This window comes from Bacillus cereus group sp. RP29 (assembly GCF_040459765.1).
Taxonomy (GTDB): domain Bacteria; phylum Bacillota; class Bacilli; order Bacillales; family Bacillaceae_G; genus Bacillus_A; species Bacillus_A paranthracis.
Window position 1 is genome coordinate 2,482,905 of sequence record NZ_JARVHN010000001.1, and the last position, 23,434, is coordinate 2,506,338.

Sequence of the window (23,434 nt, forward strand, 5' to 3'; positions counted from 1 at the left end):
TGTAAACAAGATAAAACATCATTTTTTTTATTATTGTGAAGGATATCATACATATATAATGGAAAGCAGAAGGTGGATGAGAGTAATGATGAGAATAGAAACAACGTAATAAAATAATTCTTTCAAAAGGAAGGGGAAATGAAAGATGTTGAAATTACAAGGAAAATACAATGAAGCGAAAGTATTTACGAATAACGTTGATGAGACTGCGACAGGGCAGATTATTGATCTTTGTAACCAAGAATTTGTAAAGGATAGTCAAATTCGTATTATGCCAGATACACATGCGGGAGCAGGGTGTACGATTGGGACAACAATGACAATACAAGATAAAATTGTTCCTAATCTTGTAGGGGTAGACATTGGTTGTGGTATGGAAGTTGTTGTAATTGATAAGAAAAAAGAAGAAATTAATTTCGATTGTTTAGATGAAACAATTCGTAAATTCGTTCCAAGTGGTTTTCGTATCCGAGATAAAGAACATCGATTCTCAAAAATGATTGATTTTGATGGTGTGAGAGCTCCATTTACATTACAACGCGCTCAAAAAAGTATTGGTACACTTGGGGGAGGAAATCATTTTGTCGAATTGAATGAGGACGATAAAGGGAATGTATATATTGTCATTCATAGTGGTTCTCGTAATTTAGGTAAACAAATAGCAGAGTATTACCAAAACTTCGCATATGAACAACTCATTGATGTTACATCAATGAAAGATGAGATTATTAAGAGATTAATGAAAGAGGGGAGAGAAAAAGAAATACAAGAAACTTTACGTGGAATAAAGAAGCCTAATATTCGAAAAGAATTAGCTTATTTAGAAGGACAGGGATTCAAAGATTATATGAATGACATGAATATTGCTCAAAAGTATGCTGAGTTAAATCGTAAAGCAATGATTGATGAAATTGTTACGAAAATGGACTGGAAAGTAACCGATCAATTTACTACAATACATAACTATATAGACATAGAAAATATGATTCTACGAAAAGGTGCTATTTCAGCTCAGAAAGATGAACGAGTCATTATTCCAATTAACATGAGAGATGGTTCAATTATTGCATTTGGTAAAGGTAATCCAGACTGGAATTTTTCTGGTCCGCATGGGGCAGGACGTATCATGAGTCGTAAGAAGGCTAAAGAATTATTGAGTCTAGAGGACTTCCAAAATACGATGACAGAAGTTTGGACTACATCGGTAGCAGAGAGCACAATTGATGAGGCACCAATGGTATACAAGCCAATGAATGAAATTATCGAAAATACGAAAGAGACAATAGATATAAAGCATATTATTAAGCCGTTATATAATTTTAAAGCGAATTAGAATGATAAAAGACCGCACATAAGGTAAAAGCTATGTGCGGTCTTTTATATATAAGTATAGTATTACATAGTCTCGCTAATTTTACTTTCACTACGAGTGTTAGTAGCAAGTCTTTTCTTAACTTTAAAGTGATAGTACGTGTAGCAAAAGATGATAAATGGTACAGTGCAATAGATTCCTAGACGTTGTTCTGGGATAAAGATTAGACTGATTAATATAATGCCATACAATCCAAAACCAAGTATTGGTACAAGTGGATAAAGTGGCGTTTTGAACTTTAAGTCTTCTAATTTTCCGCCGTCTGCTACATAATGTTTACGGAAAAAGAATTGAGAGACACAAATTGACATCCAAACAATGATTGTTATAACTCCAGAAATGGAAATGAGCCATAAGTAAACCGTTTCAGCAGCTACAACGCTTGTTAAAAGAGAAAAAGCAGAAATAGCAATTGTCATAATTAAAGCGTTTAAAGGTATTCCTCGTGATGATAATTTCTTTAAAAAGGCTGGAGCCATTTCATTTTTGGATAATGACCAAAGCATACGAGTTGCCGCGTATAGTCCTGAGTTTGCGACAGAAAGAACAGCAGTAAGAATAACAAAGTTCATAATATCAGCCGCATAGGGAATACCGATATTATCAAAAACGGCAACGAACGGGCTTTTTGTTAATCCTGCTTCTTCCCAAGGAATTAAAGCAACAAGAACAAAGATTGCTAAGACGAAGAAAAACATCGTACGCCATATAATATTTCTAATAGAACGAGGTAAAGTTTTTGCTGGATCTTCACTTTCACCTGCAGCGATTCCAACAAGTTCTGTACCTTGGAAGGAATAATTGACTGTAACCATTGTTAATAGAATAGCTGCAAGTCCATTTGGAAATAAACCACCATGATTCACGAAATTTGATAATAGCGGAGCTGGTTCGTCGCCTTTTAAATCAATAAAACCGAACATAGCGGCGCCACCAAGAATAATAAAAGCGATAATGGCAGATACTTTTATACTTGAAAACCAAAATTCTGTTTCTGCATAACTACGAGCAGATAGTGCGTTAATCGTGAAGATTGTAACTCCAAATATTAAACACCAAACCCAAACAGGAATATCAGGAAACCAGCGCTGCATTGTAATGCCAGCAGTTGTAAATTCAAGGCCGGTCGTATTCGCCCAGCTTAACCAATACAACCATCCGATTGTAAAGCCAGTTGCAGGATTGATAAACTTAGTGGCATATTCCTGGAAAGACCCCGAAACAGGCATGGCTACAGCGAGTTCACCAAGACATAGCATAACGAAATACATTAATAATCCACCGGCCATAAAGGCAAGTACGGATCCACCAGGTCCAGCCTGACTTATAATAAAACCAGATCCGTTAAATAATCCCGTTCCAATCACGCCACCGAGTGCAATCATGAATAAGTGTCTACTTTTCATCGTACGTTTTAATTCATTGTTTGTATTATTTACTTGCGCCATTGTTTTCCTCACTTTCGTAGTTGATAGCATAAATTTTGATGTTTTTCCGTATTGTGGAATATATTCCGTGATGTGAAATCTTGTTATAATTTTCAGATAATTAAAAAGAAAAGTCAATATTTTTTTGTTTGCGCTTTCAAATTATTGTTCGCAACATATTTTTATTTTTAGAAAATTGAATAAATAGATTGATTTCATTTCGAATGTTTGTTAAATTGATAGGTAATTGAGCGTGCTAACATATTACAAGTGAAGTAGAGGTGAGTTATGGTACAGTCCATTGATCGAGCGATAAGTATTATAAAGTTATTAAATTCTACTAATGAAAAAGAGTATTGGGCCATTTCTGATATAGCGGACAGAACACATCTCCCAGTTAGTACAGTACATAGATTACTTAACTCTCTAATCGAGCATGGGCTAGTTACACAAATTTCAGAGACGAAACAGTACAAAATTGGACCAATGTGGATGGAAATAGGATTACGACAATTGGAGAAGGTAGACTACAGATCAGTCGCAAGAGAAGTAATGAAACGATTGGCCTATGAAGTGGAAGAAAGTGTTTATTTGAACATTCCAAATGGAACACATTCTATTATTATTGAAAGAATGGATAGCCCTTTAAAAATTCGAGTTATTGATAACTTAGGGGAACAGATTCCTCTTTCAATTGGTGCTGCAAATAAAACGATGCTTGCCAATATGAAACAGAATGAAATGGAATATATTGTTGAGCAACTACTTTCTGCTTTACCAGAACAAAAGCAAATTCTTCTTGATCAAATAAAGCAAATAAGAAACGAAGGATATGCTGTCAGTTATGGAGAAAAAACAGAAGGGACAGCTTCAGTAGCTGCACCTATTATCGGATTTAATCATAAAGTAGTAGGAGCATTAAGTGTTGGGTTAATTAGTCATCGCATTAATGATGATCGACTATCTTTTCTTATTAGTAAGGTAAAACAAGCAGCACATGAAATATCAATAAAAATCGGCAGTACATCAGAACTATAATTTTGATAACTGTCGTCATTTTTTATTCATATACTGGAATTCATTTTCATAATGCGGAAAAATAGGGGGATTTATATGTCAAAGTGGCAATCAAAAGAACAATTGATTCAATTATTAAGCGGTCTTGTTGAAATTCCTAGTATTACAGGTACAGAAGCTGAAGTGATATTGCCAGACTTCGTTGTGGAACAATTATCTGATTTACAGTACTTCAAAGAAAATCCGCACCATTTGCAAAAAAATCCGACAGGGGACGGAAGATATTTTGTTACAGCACTAGTAAAGAAAAGCGATCGTACAAAAAATACCGTAATTTTAGTAAGTCATTTTGATGTTGTAGATGTACAAGATTATGGAGTGTGGAAAGAAGATGCATTCAATCCTAAAAAGTTAACGTCTATGTTTTATTCTCATAAAGATGAATTACCAGACCATGTACGTGAAGATATAGAACATGGAGATTGGCTGTTTGGTAGAGGAACAATGGATATGAAATGCGGCCTCACGTTACAAATGGCAATGATTGAGCAAGCTTGCGAAGGAAGGTTTGATGGGAATGTTCTTTTATTGGCTGTACCAGATGAAGAAGTAAACTCTGTAGGGATGAGAGCTGCTGTCCCAAGATTATTAGATTTAGCAAGAGAACATGATTTAGATTATAAAACAGTACTAAATTCAGAGCCTATGTTTTCAAGGCATCCTGGTGACCAAAAGAAATATATTTACACTGGTTCTATTGGTAAAGTGTTACCTGGTTTTCTTTGCTACGGAAAAGAGACACATGTAGGTGAACCTTTTGCAGGTTTAAATGGGAGTTATATGGCTTCATTAATAACAGCAGAATTAGAGTTGAATACAGACCTTTGTGATATTGTAGAAGGGGAAGCGAGTCCTCCGCCAACTAACTTACTTCAAAGGGACTTAAAGGAGGAGTATTCTGTACAAATTCCGCATCGCGCAGTCACATTATTTAATTTGTTTTTACTAGAAAAATCAATGACAGATGTCGTTTCATTGCTGCGTCAAAAAGTAACGAAAGTAGCAGAAAAAATAGAAGAATCATATGAGAAGCAAGCTTATCGTTTTTCTAAATATAATCCATTTATACCACCTAACCTCAAAGTAAATGTATTAACATATGAAGAGCTTATCGCTTATGCAATTGAACAACACGGGCAAGAGAAAATAGATGATATTCAATCTAGCATTATTAAAAATAGAGAAGATAAAGATGATCGTGCGGTAACGATTGATTTAGTAGATAAACTAGCTATTTTATGTAAAGAAAAGGCGCCGATGATTGTACTTTTCTTCGCTCCGCCATATTATCCAGCTGTAAGTTCACGCAACAACCAGTTAATTAAAGAAGTAGTCGGAGAAATGGAAAGGTATGCACACTTCAATCATAATATTACATTTGAAAACCAAAACTATTTTGGAGGAATTTCAGATTTAAGCTATGTGGGCTTACAAAATCCATTACATTCAATGAGTTCACTTGTAGATAATATGCCATTATGGGATAAAGGTTACTCAATTCCACTTCAGGAACTAGAAGAATTTGACGTTCCAGTTTTAAATATGGGACCGGTAGGGAAAGATGCACATCAATGGACAGAACGTCTAGATGTAAATTACGCATTTGAAACGCTATTAGATATGTTACCGATTTGCATTGAAAAATTACTTGTTTCTAATAAAATTACACAAGCGTAGTAGAGAAGGGGAAAATGAAATTATTTTAATATAATTAACAACTAAAACGGCCAAACTCAAGTAAATTCGAGTTTGGCCGTTTATCATGTAGTGCATTTCTAATTACATTCATGTGAATTTATAGTTTTACTTTTTCGTTTGACCAGATAGTTCGACAGACTTTTGTGTACAACGTTGCATAGCTGAAATGATAGCTGTTCGTAAGCCTTTTTCCTCTAAAGTTGCTACAGCTTCTATCGTTGTTCCGCCGGGAGAACAAACCATATCTTTCAATTCACCTGGATGTATTCCTGTTTCTAGTACCATTTTTGCAGAGCCTAACACAGCTTGAGCAGCGAATTTATATGCTTGATTTCTTGGCATGCCATCTAGTACAGCAGCATCTGCCATCGCTTCTATTATCATATATACGTATGCTGGTGAAGAGCCACTTACAGATGTTACAACATCCATTAACTTTTCACTTACAATCTCTGATTGACCAAAACTATTGAAAATGTTTAGCACATCTTCTAAATCTTTTTCTGTCACCATTTCATTCGGACATAATGCTGACATTCCTTCTCCAACAAGAGCAGGGGTATTAGGCATTACTCGTACAACTTTTAATTTTTTATTAAAGGCATTTTCAGTACTTTCAATACTTTTACCAGCAGCAATCGTAACGATGATAGCATCGTTTTTTATTACTTCTTTAATTTCGTTAATTACTAATGAGTATAAGTCTGGTTTAATTGATAAAATTAAAATATCAGCATTTTTAGCGACTTCATTGTTGTCAGTAGTTATAGTTATTCCGTACTTTGTACTAGCATTTTCTAAATTCGTCGTGTTTAAATCTGAACACATGATTTTATTTGAAGACACTATCTTTTTGTTTAGCATCCCGCCAATGATAGCCATCCCCATATTTCCGCATCCGATGAATCCAATTTGTTTATCCATAATAATTCAATCTTGCTCCTTTTTTAATAAATTATATCATTTTGAAATTGTTATCTTAAAATAACAATAACATCTCCATGCAATATAAAGAAACATTCTAAGAGAATATTTTCCTTTTTGCAACACCAAAAGATAAAAAATCAATTATATTCGACATTCTGTAAATATATACACTATAATGTAAGGTATTATGTTTATGAATATGAGTTGTAGTTATATCAATTTGTATTTTCATTCAGTAGAGCAATCTTTTCATGCAAGTAACTTGCTCCTCTATTTATTTTTAAAAATACCTCTTGACACCAAATCGAACTATATCGCATAATATAAAAAAATTAAACCGAAAATCGTTGAAGGGAAATAGTACATATGTCTTCTTGCGAAAGAGAGTGGAATTCACCGGCTGAAAGATTCCTCGTATAGAATATATCGAACCTATCCCTGAGTCTTAAATGAAAGTTTAGGCGTTCGCCTGCGTTATAGGCACCAAGTGGATATCTATGTATATCAATTAAGGTGGTACCGCGGAACAATGACCGTTTCGTCCTTTTTATTTTATGAAGGGCGAAGCGGTCATTTTTATTTTGCTCTTAAATAGGCTACGTGCAGCACTCATAAGAATAGAAATCGCTGCGAGCTGTATGAATAGAAATGTAATGTATAAAAAACTTTGATTTTAGACTTGGGGGATAAAAAAGTGAAGAAACAGCGAATAGTTGTAAAGATTGGGAGCAGTTCTTTGGCGGATAGTCATGGAGGCATTTCTAAAGAACAACTTTCAGATCATGTTGCCGCATTAGCTCGATTGAAAGAGGAAGGGCATAAAGTGTTGTTAATTACATCTGGGGCCGTTGCTGCAGGTTTTTCTGCTCTAGGATACCCTAGCAGACCTGTAACAATTAAAGGGAAACAGGCTGCTGCGGCTGTCGGACAAAGTTTGTTAATGCAGGCATACACGGAGGAATTCCGTAAATACGGTATCGTTACTGCACAACTATTGCTGACGAGAAGTGATTTTTCTAGAAAAGAACAATATAGTAACGCTTACGCTACGTTAGGAGAGTTATTAAACCGTTCTGCTCTTCCAATTATTAATGAAAATGATTCCATCTCTTTAGAGGAGTTAACGTTCGGTGATAATGATATGCTGTCAGCTTTAGTAAGCGGACTTGTTTCGGCAGATATGCTTATGATTTTTACAGATGTGAACGGTTTATATGATAAAAATCCTCAAAAAAATGAGGATGCGAAAAAATATTATTTCCTTCCTGAAGTTACAGAAGAAATTGCTTCTCTTGCTGGAGATGCTGGCTCAAAACTTGGGACTGGCGGTATGAAATCAAAAATTGATGCTGCAAAGACGGCGCTATCTCTTGGGGTAAGTGTATTTATCGGTACAGGACGTGGACAAGAGAAATTTGTTGATGTTTTAAAGGGGAAAGGTGACGGGACGTATGTCGGAAATGCCCCTCAAAAAGAAATGAAGATGAACAAGCAATGGATTGCCTTGCATTCGGTTGTTAGCGGTCAAATTGAAATAGACGCCGGAGCAACTACAGCTATCATTCAGCATGGCAAGAGTCTTCTTCCTGCGGGTGTTACAAATGTGTCAGGATTTTTCAAAGTTGGCGATGTTGTAGAAGTCATGACGCAACAAGGGCGCGTAATTGGAAAAGGACAATGCACATATAGCGCAGAGGAATTAAGAGAGATAAAAGGTATGCAAAGCCAACATATTCAAGCAAGAGGCGAAAGGCATAGTTATGAAGTCATCCATAGAGATCATTGGGTTTCACTTTAAGAAGAGGGATCAAAAAGGAGGAAATAAAAATGAATGAAGTGTTAGTAAAGGGAAAAAAAGCGAAAGAAATCGCTGGAGAACTTGTGCTTAAAAATACGGATCAAAAAAACGAAGCACTTGCTGCAATTGCAAATCAATTAATAAGTGAAACAGCTTATATTTTAGAGGAAAACAAACGCGATATAGAAGAAGGTAAGGCAAAAGGATTTTCGGATTCACTCCTTGATCGTCTTATGCTAACTGAAAATCGTATTATTGATATGACAGAGGGGATTAAGCAGCTAATTGAATTACGTGATCCTGTAGGAGAATGTGTAAGTGCATGGGAAAGGCCAAATGGACTATCTATTCAGGAAATGCGTGTACCACTTGGTGTTGTTGGGATGATTTACGAGGCAAGACCGAATGTAACAGTGGATGCTGCTACTATTTGTTTGAAGACAGGAAACGCAGTCATATTACGTGGTAGTTCTTCTGCTATTCATTCTAATAAAGCCATTGTTGCCGTTATTCACAGAGCGCTCAAACAAACAAGCTTACCAGAAGAAAGTGTACAGCTTATAGAAGATACAACGCGAGATAGCGCGAAGCAGTTATTTACAATGAATGATTATTTAGACGTTCTTATTCCAAGAGGTGGCAAACAATTAATCGATACTGTTGTGAGGGAAGCGTCTGTTCCAGTACTTGAAACAGGTGCGGGGAATTGTCATATTTTCATTGATGAAACAGCGGGTAAACAAATGGCATTTGATATTATTATAAATGCAAAAACGCAGCGTCCATCTGTATGTAATGCGATTGAAACGATTGTACTTCATGAGAAGTGGGCAGAGCAATATGGTAGCGAGTTGTTTTCTTCTTTGAAGGCAAGAGGCGTGGAGCTACGTGGTGATCAAAAAGCATTGGCAATTGATTCATCAATTGTACTTGCTTCAGAAGAAGACTGGGGGACAGAATTTTTATCTCTCACGCTAGCAGTTAAATTAGTTTCTTCTATAGAAGAAGCGATTCACCACATAAATACGTATGGATCTATGCATTCTGAAGCGATTATTTCAGAAAACGAGGAAAACGTCAGCAAATTTTTCGTATCTGTTGATGCTGCTGCGCTGTATCACAATGCATCAACTCGTTTTACTGATGGATCTGAATTCGGATTCGGAGCTGAGATTGGCATCAGTACACAAAAGCTACACGTAAGGGGACCAATGGGGCTTCCTGCATTAACTTCTACAAAATACGTCATTCGTGGAAATGGACAAATTCGAAAATAAAAATAAAAGACACTCAATTCGTTTGGGTGTCTTTTATTTTAAAAATTATTTACCATACAAAAAGCCCAACAAGCATAGCGCTTAATAAGGAAACAGCCATTCCGCTCACAAGAAGCTTCCAAACATTTTTCCCGATGACTGATGATTTTTCGCCGCCAAATAATGAATTGTAAGTTCCATAAATCATACCTACTGTACTAAAGTTAGCAAAAGAAGCTAGAAATGTTGTGGCAACCGCAACCGTATGCGGTTGTAAAGACTTTAAGTTTGATTTTAAATCCATCATTGCAACAAATTCATTCGTCGTTATTTTGATCCCCATTAGTTCAGCTACATACATAGCATCACTGCCCGATAAACCGAGTAAAAAAGCGAAAGGACTAAAGATAATAGAGAAGATTTTTTGAATTGTTAAACCCGTTACAAAAAATCCTAAAATCCCATTTAAACATGCTGTTAAAGCTACATATCCAATTACCATAGCTAAAATAACGATAACCATATTCATCCCGACTAACATACTGTTGGAAATAGTAGAAAAGAAATCCTTTTTTTCATGTTTGGAAGGTGAATAAACAACATCTTCTTCTTTCGAAACTTCCACAGGATTTAATACATTGGCTAAAATTAATGCGTTAATACAGTTTAATGGGATTGCGCTGAAAATATATGTTGCTGGAACCATTGATAAATAAGCACCAAGAATGGATCCGCTGACGCTACTCATACTCATAATTCCAAAAGTCAGCAGACGATTTTCTTTTAAAACAGATAATTGATCCCGAACAACCGCAAGCGCTTCGGTGTTCCCTAAAAACATCATTTGAATCGAAAAGAAGCTTTCTAACTTTGGTAAACGAGAAATCTTTGAAATAATTGCACCTACTTTATCAATCATCCAAGTTAAGATTCCAAAGTAAGACAGAATATCAAAGAACGTGATAACAAAAATGATAGGAAGTAATGCGCTAAAGAAGAAATCAATTGTTTGATTTTCCATAGCAGAAGGAAATGCAAATCGAATTCCTTCATTCGCACATGCCAGTAGCCAACTGAAAAATGAAGCAATTTTATTAATGATAATACTGCCTAGCTTTGTGCCTAACATAAACCACGTAATAAAAAGCTCCAATATGATGAGAATTACAATTGGTCTCCATTTTATATGTTTTTTATTAGGCGAACATAAGTAAACAATTAATATGACAACGAAAATCCCTAACATATTCAATATGAAATACATGTCAACAACTCCTTGAGGCTTATTATTTGTATATAAAAAAGCTCCTATTCTCCTTAATTTAGAATGAATGTATTTCAACTAAAATTTTGTTGATTCTAAAAATATAGAAGGTAAAATTCGATAAAAATAGAATTTAATATATAGCAAACAAGGAGGGATAAAAATGGAGGTCTATCACATAACGAGTAGAAAGAGGGAAACTTATAACGTTCAAGTGAAATATTCGATACTTTTCGAATGTGCTCTTGGAATTGCAGCAATTACTCATAAGAGGTTAATTGATACACTTGAAAAGAGTCAAAATGAATGGGAAGAAATTAAGAAATCATTAACAGAAGAAATGAGAGAGCATTTACAATTTGTCAAAGAAAATAATACGTGGAAAGCATTGCTTCAGTTGTTGTATGAAGAAGATTTTCACGATGTATCGCAGTTTCACGCTAAAATTGATTCACTTTCAGAAGAAGATTTGAAGTATATATGTTTACCGTTTTTAGGAGAGAAGTACCAAGAAAAAAGAATTTTAGCGGCAAGTGGAAACGTAACTGCAATACATGAACTAATGGAACTGACACAAGAACATCAGTTTTTCTCTACTTATATTCGTTTTATATGCGATGTTGATGTACAAGTGCTAAAATCCCATTTAATTGCTGTTATGACAGGATGGTATGAGAGCGTTATTCAGAAAGAGGAAGAAGAAATACTTTCTATATTAAAACGAGATTATGAAGCAAAGAGTGAAATGAATAAAAAGATGAAACCAGAAGAGTTTGTCGAGTGGGCTACAGGTGGCGTTCATTATATGCCAGAACCAAGTGTTCATCACGTGCTTCTTATCCCGCAAATAACGTACAGACCGTGGAATATTGAGGCGGATGTTGAAGATACGAAAGTATTTCATTATCCAGTTGCAAACGAAAGTATCCATCCTGAAGATCCATATGAACCGAACTATTTTTTAGTTCAAAAACATAAAGCTCTTGGAGATGAAGCGAGGTTACGCATTGTAAAAATGTTGTTCGAAAAAGAACGAACATTGCAGGAAATTACAGAAAGATTGCAACTTAGTAAATCGACTGTACACCACCATTTGAAATTGTTACGTGCAGCGAAGTTAGTGGATATACATGATGGGAAATATGTATTAAGAAAGAAAGCAGTACAATCGTTAGCGAAAGAATTAGATGCGTTTTTAAATAGATAATATACAACAAGAATGTACATAAAGGGAGGAATATAAAAGAAAAGTTGGTGTGTGAAATTGAAAAATGTATTGAAAAATCGTTCGTTCTTTTTTATGTGGATTGGTAGTGCAATCTCAGAATTAGGAGGGGGGTTCGGAACGTTATGTAATTCAATTCTAGTATATGAGTTAACAGGATCGGAAATGGCTTTAAGTAGTATGTGGCTATTATATTTCATCCCATCACTCATACTGCAATTAATCAGTGGCCCATTTATTGATAAATGGAGTCGGAAGTGGATTATGATTTTTTCACAATGGATACGAGCGTCCGTATTCTTATTACCTTTGATAATGTTAGTTTCCGGTAGTTTAGAAGTTTGGCACATTTATGTTGTTCAAATTGTAGTGGGACTTATTACACCACTTTATACACCTGCAAGTCAAGCAATTACACCGAGCATTGTAGGGAAAGAACAACTTCAAGATGCAAATGCGTACATTGATGGAATGACTCGTCTTATGATGTTTCTTGCGCCAGTATTAGGTGGAGTAGTCATTCATTTGATTGGCACAGAACTTGCGTTATCTTTCGTATGCATTTGTTTATTTGTTAGTGGCACTTTCTTACTTTATATAAAAGAAAATAGAACGTCGCAACCTATTCGGAAAACGTGGCTAGAACAGTTTCTTCACGGTTTTACATATTTTTTCACAAAACCAATCATCGTTTGGCTCGGTATATTTCTAACTTTTGTTCAATTTGGAGTAGGAGTAACAATGGTCACAAACCTTCCTTATATAAAAGATGAGCTATCAGCGGGATATGCGGAATTTGGTTATTTTATGGCCGGATTCCCACTTGGCTATGTAGTTGGATCTATACTAGTCGGAAAAGTAACATATAAAAGCCGGCGTATACTTATGCTTGGAGGATTGTTTATAGGGGGGCTCACATACATTTCGCTAGGGTTCAATCATAGTATTATCATTGCAATAATAGTTGAAGTAATAGCAGGGATTTGTATTGCATTTTTCAATGTTCATAACACAACGATATGCCAACAGTCAGTTCCGAACAATATGATAGGACAAGTATTTTCAGTGCGATTATTTTTCATACGATCCGCTATGCCGTTAGGTGTGTTAGTAGGGGGAATATTGAGTGAAATGTGGGGAGTAAGAGCGCTATATTTAATCATCGGTGCAATTATATGTGTCACCTCTTTAATAGGAATGTTACTTCCGTATTTCAAGTTTTTAGATGAGGCGATAGAAGAGAAAACAGCATAATTCGAAAAATCTAAACTTTATAATTGAAAATAATTATCATAATCAACTATAATAGAAGTATAGTAGTATTCGTATTAGAATGAAGGAGTGGGATATATGTTTATCGAAACGAAAACATTTACAGTAAAAGAAGGTACATCAAATATAGTTGTAGAACGTTTTACTGGAGAAGGTATTATTGAAAAGTTTGAAGGTTTTATTGATTTAAGTGTTCTTGTGAAAAAAGTAAGACGCGGCGACGAAGAAGTAGTCGTTATGATTCGCTGGGAATCTGAAGAAGCATGGAAAAACTGGGAAACAAGTGAAGAGCATTTAGCAGGTCATAGAGCGAGCCGTGGTAAACCAAAACCAGATCATATTATTAATGTAGATCATGCAGTTTATTATGTAAAATCATCGAAAGCGGCTTATCAACAGTCGTAATATATATGTAAAGGTAGAGGATATTTGTTTATTAATAAACAAATATCCTCTTTTTTTGATTTATAGTAAAATATGGATGTGATAAATGTTTATTTGATAAAAGTGGTGACTTAAAAAAACTAAAAGAAATAGCTATATCTGAATTTGAAAACTATCGTGTTTCTAGCGACAAAGTGAAAGGCATTTCTCATTGGTTACAGAGTTCGTTAATTAAAATTCAATCTGCTTTGAAAGCAAATGATGAGTTAAAGGCTTCATACATAGTTCAAACTTCAACTTGGACATTGTTAGAAGGAATATGGGCTATTAATAATAAGCCAGTACCGCCAGCGGGATCTGTGTTGAAGTATATTCAAACGTTACCGAATAAGCCAATTCATTTAGATGCGTTACTTAATAAACTATTTTTAGATGATACGAAGGACCGTATTAAAGCAGCAATTGAGTTAATTGAGTGGGTGCTTCATAAATAATATTGTTGGTAAATCGATATGTTGTGTTGAATCGTCGATATATCGAGAAAATCGTTGATATAAATTTCATATACTGTATAAGTAGCAACTAAAAGAGTGTAATCTAGTTAAATTTTTAAAATGAAGTTTCATAACAAGGTCTATTTTGCAAAGGAATTGCTTATGCATAAAATAACAATAATGTATCTTAATGCAAAAAAACTAGAGAATCTAGCAGGTTTCCCATAGGGTACAGTACGAAACGATTATAAGTAGTACAGTGATATAAATAGGAGGTTATCGCTATGACATCTGAATTTAAAGAGATGGCGTTCCAGCTGAAAACGGAACGACTCGACCTGAATATGTGGGAGGAATCCGATGCAGTCTGGCTTAGAGAACTAGTTGGTGAACGTGGAGTGGAAATGCCAACCGTTGAATCTGTACGTAACGATCTTATTGAGAAGCGCAAGATAGCAGCTGAAAATGGTATTTCTCTTCTCACGATTCGTAGACGAGATGAAGGCGATTTCATCGGTTACTGTGGCTTAATTATCGGTCGTTCCACGCTTGAAGAGCCGGAGATTGCATACGAGTTGTTCCGCAGTGCTCATCGCATGGGTTATGCGACAGAGGCAGCATCAGCGGTATTGGAGGCTGCGATTGCTACGGGGCGCAAAAGACTATGGTCTACTGTAGGCGCTTGGAATACTGCGTCTTTTCGGGTGTTAGAGAAGTTAGGATTTAAGCGACATCATAGTACGTTTGGCGAACGCGGTGAGATTGTTTGGAATGTGCGCGATCTATAGATTAAATTCAAAACAATGAAAAATGTAAAAGAAAGCCCATATGTTAGATTACTCAGTAATCTAGCATATGGGCTTTTCCTTTAAATGCAATAGTTTGTTTTAATTTTTTACATCCTCATATAATTGGAGTGCCTCTTTCACATTCAACCCATTTTTCACAATCCCATGTATCGCTTGAATCATCGCAGCTGGATGTTCGGATTGCCATATGTTGCGGCCCATATCTACGCCGATTGCACCTTCTTGCAGTGCGTTATACGTAATGTTTAATGCGTCTTCAATTGAATCTAGTTTTGGGCCGCCCGCGATAACGACTGGGGCAGGGCAAGTGCTTGTGATTTTTTCGAATCCTTCGCAGTAATACGTTTTAATAATGTCAGCACCCATTTCAACGCATACACGGGAAGCAAGTGCTAAAAAGCGAGCTTCACGTTTTTGCAGTTCTTTTGCAACTGCGGTAATGCCAAGTACTGGCAGACCATAATCATGAGCTTCTGAAACTACATTTGCGAGATTTGTAACTGTTTGTGTTTCATAGTCTGATCCGACGAAAACAGATACACCGACGCCAATTGCATTTTGTTTTACTGCTTCTTTTACAGGGGTAACAATTGTTTCATTCGCTAAGTCTTTACCGACGACAGTAGCTCCGCCTGATACGCGCATAACCATCGGTGTACTGCAATTTTCAGGAATGCAGGAGTTAAGTACACCTCGCGTTAAAAAGAGGGAATCTGTGTAAGGAAGCAAGTTTTTAACTGTTTCAAGTGGTTGTTCAAGCCCGTGAATTGGTCCTAAAAAGTAGCCGTGATCTATCGCTAACATAACCGCTCTACCATCAGGTAAAATTGTATTTAATCGATTTTTAAATCCCCAAGTCATTCAAAATCACTCCTTCGTTAATGTTGGATTTTCCGTTTGAACAGTATCTTTATTTGGTAAATGTGGTGACTTTATAAAAACCGCTTTAAAAGGTTTGTCAGAATGGTTAATAAGATAGTGAGATTCATGAGGACGAACTTGCAGGACGTCACCTTGTTTCATTGGAACTCTTTCGTTATTTACATAGAAATCTATTTCACCTTCTAATGCATAAAAGACCTCTTCGCACGTCGTATGATAATGGTTTTGAAACTCCTGCCCAGGCTGAATGACAACAAGGCCAAGATCAATATTCGGACCTTGTATTAAATATTTCGGCCCGTTATCACCGAAGCGATAGGAGAAGTCATTTTCATTCGCTTTTAACATACATTCCACTCCTTTATGTAATGTGTTACAGTGCACCAGGCGCAATCCACATATGTGAAGTGAGTCCTTTATCAGCTAAAGCGAGCTGACTGTCATATACAGTTTTCCATGTTTCATAGAACTCTTTATATAGTTCGTGATTTTCAGTTACTGGTTCGAATGTTTGCTCCCACTGTACAAACTCTTCGGCAGTCTCTTCCATAGATGCATATATGCCAGCACCAACTCCTGCAGCAATTGCAGTTCCTAAAGCAGCTGCTTCTTTCACAACAGGTACTTTTACAGGAATACCAAGGACGTCTGATAGAATTTGTGGCCATAGTTTTCCTTTAGCGGCACCACCAGCAAAAACGACTTCAGAAGGGAATGTCCCTGTGAGATTTTCTATTAATTTTAAGTTTCCAAGTGTAACGAAGGCGGCATTTTCTTCAATAGCACGGAACAGTTCTTTTTTTCCACATTTGTCAGCGTCTAAACTTAAATTTAAAAAAGATGGTGCGGCATGACGCCAAGAAATGTAGTTCATAACGTTTGAAAAAGTAGGGATAATGCCATGTGAGCCGACAGGTACGTCTTTTGCTTGTTCTTCTAATAATTCATAAGCATCTACACCGAGTTTGTCAGCAAGTTTCTTTTCCTCTTGGCAAAAAGCGTCTCGAAACCAGCGCATAACGAGGCCTGGGAAAAAGGCAATCGTTTCATATTGCCATAGGTTACGTACGACGTGACAATTTATACGAATCGCAGCATGCGGATCTGGTATTGGCTCAGTAACATTCACTTCTTGTTGCCAAAAACTACCTCCGCATATTAATGTTTGATGTGGTTTCACGACTCCAGTTCCGAGTGATGCCATTTGAGCATCTCCGCCCCCGGCTACAACAGGAATTCCTTCACGTAATCCAGTTAATGCTGCACATTCTTTTGTAACATTACCAATCACAGTGCCAGCTTCATTTACTTTTGGTGAAAATGGTAAAGTTATACCACACTCTTTAGCTACATCGTTATCCCAATTTCTATTTTGTAAATCAAAGATTCCAGACGTACAACCGTTTGAAGGATCAATTTGCAGCACGCCGCTTAGTTTATATAAAATCCAATCGTTTAACATTGTAAAAGAGTGAATAGAATTATAGACGTCGGGTTCATGTTTTTTTATCCAAAGTAGGCGAGGTAAAGCACCTAATGAAAAAGTTTGACCAGACTTTGTATATAAATCTTTTTCAAGATGTGACCGAATTTCTTTTAGTTCACTAACCTCCGCGGATGCACGCCCATCAACATTTGCGCACGCCCATATTTCTTGCCCATCTTGATTATATAAAACAAATCCTTCCCGCATACTTGTAGCGCTAATAGCAAGAATAGAAGAGGCAAGAGTATTGCTTTTTTGAAGAACCTCTTTCGTGCATTCTTGTACCAGCTTCCAATTTTCTATTACATCAAAGTTCATAGAACCAGGGTAACGTGGGTCAGATTTATGAATCCATTCTTTTTGACTTACTGCAATTTGATTACCCTGTAAATCAAAAAGAACTGCTCGTATGCTTCCTGTACCAGCATCGAAAGCTAATAAATTGGACATTAACAATCACCATCCTTTCGTAATAAGGAGAGGGCAGTTTCCTCATCGGTAATTAATGTATGAATAAACTTTCCTTTTAAGGCACCATAAATTGCATCTATCTTTTCTATACCTCCAGCAACACCGACGACATGATTCATATTGCGCAAAATAGAGAGAGGCGTGCCAATTAGACGATTGTGATGCGAGAGCTCTAATAAATTGCCATTTGTATCATAAAACTGTCCTAAAATATCGCCAGCACCGTTTTGACTACGAATATATGTCATCTCACGTAATGTTAATTTTTCTTTTTTTACAATCGTAGCGTCTTGAGATAGTCCTCCAATACCGACAACAGCCGTATGAGCAAGTGAAGCGACATGAAGCATATCTTTTACACTCGGTTCTGATAGAATACTTTGTGCCATTTCGGTTGTAGACGCTAGAAACGGCGTAGGGATAATGTGAAGATCACCTTGCATGTAATGTAAATAGTTTTGTTTTCTCGGGAGATAGTGATTTACTCCGCCTGTTAACGTTACGATTGAGAGATTAATAGAACTTTCGAAATGAATGTTTTCTAGCATTTTGCTAATTGTTTCTCCCCAGCCAATACCGAGTAAATCTCCTTGCTGGAGCTGAGTTTCTAAATATTGTGCAGCAGCTTTTCCGAGAGAATCGTGATAATTGTTTACTGGGGTCGGGATAATAAAAGCATCTTTTAAGTAGAACTTTTTCATTAAGTCACGCTCAATACTTAAACAGTGCAAACCAGTCCCTTTTACGTGAAATGTAACGATACCTTCACTCCGCGCCTTATCTAATAACCGGACGACTTTATTTCTTGAAATATGAAGAAGTGAAGCGATTTCCTGTTGTGTTAATTGGTCCTTATAATAGTACCAAGCTACTTTCGTTAATAAATTCTCTTCAAAGTTCAGCTGAGTCATACTCTTCATCCCTTTCAACAATTGACCACAGCTTAAACATATGTACCATATATTTTGTTTATTCCAGTTGAAGCGATTAATAGTACGTAGAAAAAAGTGTTCTAGATATAAAAAAAGGAATATACAATGCTACAAAACAAGTAGAACAAATAATCATTTTCTCAAAAAATGTTCTGTATAAAGGCAGGTGACATCATGTGGAGAACGCACCTTTATTACAAGTAAAAAAAATGAGTAAGGCGTTTTTAAATCAACTTGTATTAAAAGAAGTGAACATTCAAGTAGAGCGCGGAGATATATACGCATTAGTTGGAGGGAATGGTGCTGGGAAATCAACATTAATGAAAATATTAACGGGGTTATATTCGTATGATGATGGAGAAATATATGTAAAAGGAACGAAGCAACAGTTTTCAAATCCGTCAGAAGCACACCGAAAAGGTATGTATTTAATACCGCAAGAACCGCTCATTTTTCCGCATATGACTATTGAAGAAAATATATGTATCGGGTTAAAAGAAAAGAAAAAGAAACTAAGAGTACAGATTGAGCAATTGATTAACAGTCTAGGGTGGGATATTGACCTTAATGAACTAGGAGGATCATTATCGATTGCGCAACAACAGTTAGTAGAAATTGTGAGAGGATTAATACGAGAAGCCGAGATTCTTATTCTAGATGAGCCAACATCGACATTAACAACTCACGAAATTAAGAGTCTTTTTGTGTTGATGAAAAGTTTACAAGAAAAAGGAATAGGGATGATTTATATTACGCATCGTTTTCCAGAAATCTTTGAAATTGCCAACAAAGTAGCAATATTACGAGATGGAATGATTGTAAGTCAAGGAGATGTATGTGACTATACATATGACATGCTGATGGAGGGGCTATTGCCAAAAGGGTATAAACAGAAAGAGAAAATAGAAGTAGTTCAAGAGACCACAAGGATGAAAAAAATATTAGAAGTGATTGATATAAATGGTCACGCATTCGAAAATATTTCATTCACTGTACATGCTGGTGAGATTGTAGGTATTGCTGGCATTGTTGGATCGGGCAGAACGGAATTAGCAGAAGCGATATTTGGATTGAAAACTGTAAAAACAGGGTCTATTTTATTAGATGGGAAATCAATTGATACATGTTCTTTGCATAAAAGGCTAGACGAAGGACTAGTTTATGTGCCAGAGGATAGGGCGAGGAATGGCATTTTCTCAATTGCTTCTGTTAAAGAAAATATTGCAGCAGCAAGTTTACAGCAAAATAATCGTTTTTTTATAAATCAAGAAAAAGAAAGCGTTTTAGTTAATTCGTTTATAGAACAGTTCCGAATTGTTGTACAGGATATGAATGAAGAAATGGCATCTTTATCAGGAGGTAATCAGCAGAAGGTCGTGCTTGCAAAGTATCTCGCATGTAATCCTAAAGTTATTATTCTTGATGAGCCGACTCGTGGAATTGATGCGAAAGCAAGGCTTGAAGTGTATGAGACGATCGAAAAAATGAAAAGGGAAGGACTCGCAATTTTATTAATCTCTTCAGATGTTGAAGAAATTGTTCAATTAGTAAACCGTGTATATGTAATGAGAAATGGACGATTTGTTTCTCATATGGAAAAAGAACAACTGAGTGTGAATGAAGTTACACGCCTTGCATACGGAGGTGTAGCGGAATGAAACGCATGCTAAAAATGCACGAAACGTCTATCATAACGTTACTACTAATTTATATAGCTATTGTAGGAATGATAAATCCTAGTTTTATCCAATTTAACTCGTTATCTTTAATGGTGAAATCAAGCGTTATTTTAGTCGTGTTAGCAATTGGCCAGTCGTTCGTCTTATTTACGAAAAATATAGATGTATCAGTTGGTTCAAGCATGGGGCTAAGTGCAGTAGTTTGCGGAATGTTGTTAACTGATGGATATCATGCATCTCTGTCCATACTTGCTGCTATTATACTTGGCGCTATTCTCGGTTTTATAAATGGAATTGGTGTTGCAAAGTTTCGGGTACCGGCCATTATTATGACATTAGGCATGTTAGGAATTATTAGGGGTGCCATGTTAATTTTTACAGGCGGGAAGTGGATTGAAGATATTCCAAACGATTTTAAGCAGCTGTCATCTATCGTCATTTTTGGTTTACCTATAACTGTATGGTTCGTTCTTATTATTTTACTACTACTATACTTCTTTTTAAGGAAAGTGCCATTTGGAAGATACTTTTATGCGGTAGGTGATAATGAAGATGGCGCGAGACTTATTGGTATACCTGTTAATAAAGTGAAAATATGTGCGTTTATGATTTCAGGCATAAGTGCTGCGCTCGCTGGTTGCATATTTGTTATGAATATCGGATTCGTTCCTAATCAAACAGGAACTGGGATAGAACTACAGGTTATCGCAGCTGCTGTACTAGGGGGGGTTCATTTAAAAGGAGGAACAGGTTCTATAGTTGGAGCTGCATTAGGAGCGATATTTTTAGAGGCGATAAGCAGTTCACTCGTCTTTTTAAAAATACCAGCATTTTGGAATAATGCTATTTCAGGTTTCTTATTATTGCTAATCGTCATATTAGATAGCGTTATGAAAAAGTGGAAGGCAGAAAGGAGGATGAATCTATGAAGTATGTATACAGATGGGAAGGTGTTCTAATTGTATTGCTTCTTATAGAATTCATTCTCTTTAGTTTAATCAATAGTGATTTCTTAAATATTAGTAATCTCCTTTTTAGTACAAATGATTTCCTATTTATCGCAATTGCGGCGATACCAATGACTTTCGTTATAGTAACAGGAGGAATTGATGTATCGGTCGGCTCAATAATGGGTCTCACTTCGATCTTGATCGGTGTACTTTGGATGAACGGAATATCTATTTTGTTTGCTGTCATAATAGCCCTAATAATTAGTTGTTTAGCAGGCGCTATAAATGGACTTATTATAAAAATGACAGATGTAGAACCACTCGTCGTTACACTCGGCACGATGTTTTTATACGGAGGAATTGCACTCGTCATTTCAGGAGGAGCAGGTGCTTCTGGGTACGAAGGAATAAGCGGTTTACCTGACACATTTGTACAACTGGCAAACGGTAGTTTTATAGGAATACCGAATTTATTATGGCTACTGATCGTATTAACAGTTTTATGTACTGTATTATTTCACCGAACTATATACGGGCGCCATGTAAAATTAACAGGTGCGAACGAAAATACAGCAAAATACACCGGGATTAAAACGAAAAAAGTAGTCATAATCGCTTACATGCTTTCCGGGTTAGGAGGTGGATTAGGGGGGACTTTCTTAACTGCCTATTTCGGTTCTGCACGTGCTGATATGGGAAGTGAAACAATTTTACCAATCATTACGGCAGTCGTATTAGGCGGGACACTTATTACAGGGGGAAAAGGAAGCATTATCGGTACTGTACTGGCGAGTATTTTCATTGGACTCATGCAGTATGGCTTGCAAATGACGGGTTTAACAAATGAACAATCCAACGTAGTAATTGGTATTATCCTTATTCTTTCAGTTATTATGAGACATTTCAAATTACATCAATTCACACTGGGGAAAAGAAAGAATTTGCATAAGGAGGAAATGTCATGAAGAGAAAACTAGGGATTGTATTCATTGTATGTATGTGTTTAATCGGTTTAATCGCCTGTTCTAGTCAAACCGCAGATAAGAAAAAAGCGGATGATGTGAAATTTGCATTTATCCCGAAATTAACAGGAGTTGGATTCTTTACATCAGGTGGTGAAGGAGCAAAAGAGATGGGAGATAAACTAGGCGTACAAGTGAAATATGATGGACCGTCTGAAGCAAGTGTATCTGGGCAAGTAAAATATATAAACAATTTCATTAACCAAAACTATGATGCACTTATGGTTTCTTCAACGTCAGTTGATGGTTTATCGCAATCACTGCAACGTGCTAAGAAAAAAGGGATGACGGTGTTAACATGGGATTCCGATGTGAATCCGAAAGATCGTTCCTTTTATATAAGCCAAGGAACACCAGACCAACTTGCTAATTTATTAATAGAAATGACTTCCAAGCAAATTGGAGATAAAGGGAAAGTAGCATTTTTTTATTCTAGCCCAACAGTAACAGATCAAAACCAATGGGTAACGAAAGCAAAAGAAATTATTAAAGAAAAATATCCGAACTGGGAAATTGTAACGACGCAGTACGGTGAAAATAATGCGCAAAAGTCTCTGTCAGTAGGGGAGAATATTTTAAAAACGTACCCTGATATTAATGCGGTCATTTGTCCAGATGCAACGGCACTTCCGGCAATGGCACAAGCAGCTGAAAATTTAAAAATGGATAAAAAGGTTGTCGTAACTGGCTTCTCTACACCAAACGTTATGCGTGATTACGTAAAACGAGGAACTGTACAACAATTCGGATTATGGGACGTAAAACAACAAGGTGCACTCGCAACGTATGTAGCAAATGAAATTGTTGTAAAAGGGAAGAAGTTAAAAGTAGGGGATAGCTTCGAAGTAAAAGGAATTGGAAAAGTGAAAGTAGAGCCAAACTCCATTCAAGGATATGATTATGAGGCAGAAGGAAACGGAATTATCGTATTGCCAGAGCGAGTTGTATTTACAAAGGATAATATTGAAAAATATAATTTCTAGTAACGAAAAAACGTCCGAATGTATCG

General features: G+C 36.2%; 20 protein-coding genes, 1 pseudogene and 1 other annotated feature. Of the genes and pseudogenes, 14 read left to right on the forward strand and 7 right to left on the reverse strand.

What is annotated here, in order from left to right:
* Positions 1-145: 145 nt before the first annotated feature.
* Positions 146-1,333, forward strand: coding sequence for an RtcB family protein (locus tag QCI47_RS13215; protein WP_061130957.1), 1,188 nt, complete (start codon positions 146-148; stop codon positions 1,331-1,333).
* Between the two features lie 62 nt (positions 1,334-1,395).
* Here the strand turns inward: QCI47_RS13215 and QCI47_RS13220 are convergent, their stop codons facing one another.
* The gene (locus QCI47_RS13220; protein WP_000079973.1) at positions 1,396-2,820 is read right to left on the reverse strand and encodes an amino acid permease; all 1,425 of its coding nucleotides are present in this window, start codon (positions 2,818-2,820) and stop codon (positions 1,396-1,398) included.
* A gap of 267 nt (positions 2,821-3,087) precedes the next feature.
* Between QCI47_RS13220 and QCI47_RS13225 the strand changes: the two genes are divergently transcribed.
* Together QCI47_RS13225 and QCI47_RS13230 are read left to right on the forward strand one after the other, a co-directional pair.
* Complete coding sequence (locus tag QCI47_RS13225) at positions 3,088-3,837, forward strand: IclR family transcriptional regulator (RefSeq protein WP_000250772.1); 750 nt, start codon at positions 3,088-3,090, stop codon at positions 3,835-3,837.
* Between the two features lie 75 nt (positions 3,838-3,912).
* Positions 3,913-5,553 carry a M20/M25/M40 family metallo-hydrolase gene (locus QCI47_RS13230; protein ID WP_061130958.1) on the forward strand — a complete coding sequence of 547 codons (1,641 nt, stop codon included), beginning with the start codon at positions 3,913-3,915 and terminating at the stop codon, positions 5,551-5,553.
* Between the two features lie 126 nt (positions 5,554-5,679).
* On the opposite strand, the gene proC is transcribed toward QCI47_RS13230, so the two are convergent.
* A complete protein-coding gene (proC, locus tag QCI47_RS13235) occupies positions 5,680-6,498 on the reverse strand; it encodes a pyrroline-5-carboxylate reductase (protein WP_046199270.1) in 819 nt (272 codons plus the stop codon).
* Between the two features lie 341 nt (positions 6,499-6,839).
* Positions 6,840-7,050, forward strand: a binding site (T-box leader).
* Positions 7,051-7,195: 145 nt separating this feature from the next.
* On the opposite strand from proC, the gene proB reads away from it, so the two are divergent.
* Complete coding sequence (proB, locus tag QCI47_RS13240; RefSeq protein ID WP_309423175.1) at positions 7,196-8,299, forward strand: glutamate 5-kinase; 1,104 nt, start codon at positions 7,196-7,198, stop codon at positions 8,297-8,299.
* 29 nt (positions 8,300-8,328) lie between these two features.
* Complete coding sequence (gene proA, locus QCI47_RS13245) at positions 8,329-9,576, forward strand: gamma-glutamyl phosphate reductase (RefSeq protein ID WP_001006729.1); 1,248 nt, start codon at positions 8,329-8,331, stop codon at positions 9,574-9,576.
* Positions 9,577-9,625: 49 nt separating this feature from the next.
* Here proA and QCI47_RS13250 read toward each other — a convergent pair whose 3' ends face one another.
* Positions 9,626-10,819 (reverse strand): NupC/NupG family nucleoside CNT transporter, encoded by a 1,194-nt coding sequence (locus QCI47_RS13250; RefSeq protein ID WP_309423171.1) that lies wholly within the window; start codon positions 10,817-10,819, stop codon positions 9,626-9,628.
* Positions 10,820-10,982: 163 nt separating this feature from the next.
* Here QCI47_RS13250 and QCI47_RS13255 point away from each other — a divergent pair, with 163 nt between their 5' ends.
* The 5 genes and pseudogenes from QCI47_RS13255 to QCI47_RS13275 all read left to right on the forward strand — a co-directional run bounded on the left by QCI47_RS13255 (position 10,983) and on the right by QCI47_RS13275 (position 14,982).
* The gene (locus QCI47_RS13255; protein ID WP_061130961.1) at positions 10,983-12,026 is read left to right on the forward strand and encodes an ArsR/SmtB family transcription factor; all 1,044 of its coding nucleotides are present in this window, start codon (positions 10,983-10,985) and stop codon (positions 12,024-12,026) included.
* Positions 12,027-12,077: 51 nt separating this feature from the next.
* Entirely contained in the window at positions 12,078-13,298 is a 1,221-nt protein-coding gene (locus QCI47_RS13260; RefSeq protein WP_025991647.1) for an MFS transporter, read from the forward strand.
* A gap of 96 nt (positions 13,299-13,394) precedes the next feature.
* Positions 13,395-13,721: a heme-degrading monooxygenase HmoA gene (gene hmoA, locus QCI47_RS13265; RefSeq protein ID WP_000469503.1), complete on the forward strand. Its 327-nt coding sequence runs from the start codon at positions 13,395-13,397 to the stop codon at positions 13,719-13,721.
* A gap of 89 nt (positions 13,722-13,810) precedes the next feature.
* Positions 13,811-14,194 (forward strand): annotated as a pseudogene (locus QCI47_RS13270) (DNA polymerase subunit beta); the annotation flags it as partial.
* A 284-nt stretch (positions 14,195-14,478) separates the two neighbouring features.
* The gene (locus QCI47_RS13275) at positions 14,479-14,982 is read left to right on the forward strand and encodes a GNAT family N-acetyltransferase (RefSeq protein ID WP_061130962.1); all 504 of its coding nucleotides are present in this window, start codon (positions 14,479-14,481) and stop codon (positions 14,980-14,982) included.
* A gap of 99 nt (positions 14,983-15,081) precedes the next feature.
* On the opposite strand, the gene lsrF is transcribed toward QCI47_RS13275, so the two are convergent.
* Genes lsrF through QCI47_RS13295 form a run of 4 tightly spaced genes read right to left on the reverse strand, consistent with a single transcriptional unit; the run spans position 15,082 to position 18,753 of the window.
* A complete protein-coding gene (lsrF, locus tag QCI47_RS13280; RefSeq protein ID WP_000219760.1) occupies positions 15,082-15,864 on the reverse strand; it encodes a 3-hydroxy-5-phosphonooxypentane-2,4-dione thiolase in 783 nt (260 codons plus the stop codon).
* A 6-nt stretch (positions 15,865-15,870) separates the two neighbouring features.
* Positions 15,871-16,233 carry a cupin domain-containing protein gene (locus QCI47_RS13285; RefSeq protein WP_000909989.1) on the reverse strand — a complete coding sequence of 121 codons (363 nt, stop codon included), beginning with the start codon at positions 16,231-16,233 and terminating at the stop codon, positions 15,871-15,873.
* Positions 16,234-16,258: 25 nt separating this feature from the next.
* A complete protein-coding gene (gene lsrK / locus QCI47_RS13290; protein WP_000067324.1) occupies positions 16,259-17,821 on the reverse strand; it encodes an autoinducer-2 kinase in 1,563 nt (520 codons plus the stop codon).
* Positions 17,821-18,753, reverse strand: a complete 933-nt coding sequence (locus tag QCI47_RS13295; RefSeq protein WP_000192720.1) for a sugar-binding transcriptional regulator — start codon at positions 18,751-18,753, stop codon at positions 17,821-17,823. Before QCI47_RS13295 ends, lsrK begins: the two co-directional genes overlap by 1 nt.
* A 197-nt stretch (positions 18,754-18,950) precedes the next feature.
* Here QCI47_RS13295 and QCI47_RS13300 point away from each other — a divergent pair, with 197 nt between their 5' ends.
* The 4 genes from QCI47_RS13300 to lsrB are packed head-to-tail and all read left to right on the forward strand — an operon-like array spanning position 18,951 to position 23,408.
* Positions 18,951-20,432, forward strand: coding sequence for a sugar ABC transporter ATP-binding protein (locus QCI47_RS13300; RefSeq protein WP_074543294.1), 1,482 nt, complete (start codon positions 18,951-18,953; stop codon positions 20,430-20,432).
* A complete protein-coding gene (locus QCI47_RS13305; RefSeq protein WP_074543295.1) occupies positions 20,429-21,382 on the forward strand; it encodes an ABC transporter permease subunit in 954 nt (317 codons plus the stop codon). The genes QCI47_RS13300 and QCI47_RS13305 overlap by 4 nt, the downstream gene beginning before the upstream one ends.
* Positions 21,379-22,368 carry an ABC transporter permease gene (locus QCI47_RS13310; RefSeq protein WP_242276921.1) on the forward strand — a complete coding sequence of 330 codons (990 nt, stop codon included), beginning with the start codon at positions 21,379-21,381 and terminating at the stop codon, positions 22,366-22,368. The genes QCI47_RS13305 and QCI47_RS13310 overlap by 4 nt, the downstream gene beginning before the upstream one ends.
* Positions 22,365-23,408 carry an autoinducer 2 ABC transporter substrate-binding protein LsrB gene (gene lsrB, locus QCI47_RS13315; protein ID WP_000823641.1) on the forward strand — a complete coding sequence of 348 codons (1,044 nt, stop codon included), beginning with the start codon at positions 22,365-22,367 and terminating at the stop codon, positions 23,406-23,408. The genes QCI47_RS13310 and lsrB overlap by 4 nt, the downstream gene beginning before the upstream one ends.
* The last annotated feature ends 26 nt before the right edge of the window (positions 23,409-23,434 follow it).